This window comes from Neisseria sp. P0001.S005 (assembly GCF_051963715.1).
In genome coordinates, this window is sequence record NZ_JBQCTZ010000578.1 from 1 (window position 1) to 482 (window position 482).

Below are 482 nucleotides of genomic sequence, written 5' to 3' on the forward strand. Positions count from 1 at the left end.
ATTGGAGGAGAAAACAGCTGAAAACCCTTGTTTGGATTTCGGCTGTTGGAAGGAAAGGAATTTTGCAAAGGTCTCGATATGTTGATTTCAATCTGCAGAACAGATAATCCAAAGGCCGTCTGAAACTGATTTTTAGTGTTTCAGACGACCTTTGTTTGCTTTGCGGCGCGGGTTTAGCGGAAGAAGTCGCCCATGCCTGCCGGCAGGCCTTGGGTAAACGCACCCATGGTTTTGTTGGTGGTTTCTTCGGCTTTTTCAGAAGCGGCATTGATAGCGGCCAATACCAAATCTTCCAACATTTCTTTGTCGTCAGCGGCTTCTTGAATCAAATCAGGGCTGATTTCAAGTTTGCGGACAACATGCGAACACGTCATCACAACTTTCACCAAACCATTGCCTGCTTCACCTTCAACTTCGGTTTCAGCCAGCTTGGCTTGTGCCTTTTTCATGTTTTCCTGCATTTGTTGAGCCTGTTTCATCAG

At 46.1% G+C, this 482-nt stretch carries 1 protein-coding gene; it reads right to left on the minus strand.

The window, feature by feature from the left end:
* Positions 1–173: 173 nt before the first annotated feature.
* The coding region (locus ACTHSP_RS21780) for a YbaB/EbfC family nucleoid-associated protein (protein WP_440346453.1) at positions 174–482 on the minus strand (309 nt) is incomplete at its 5' end.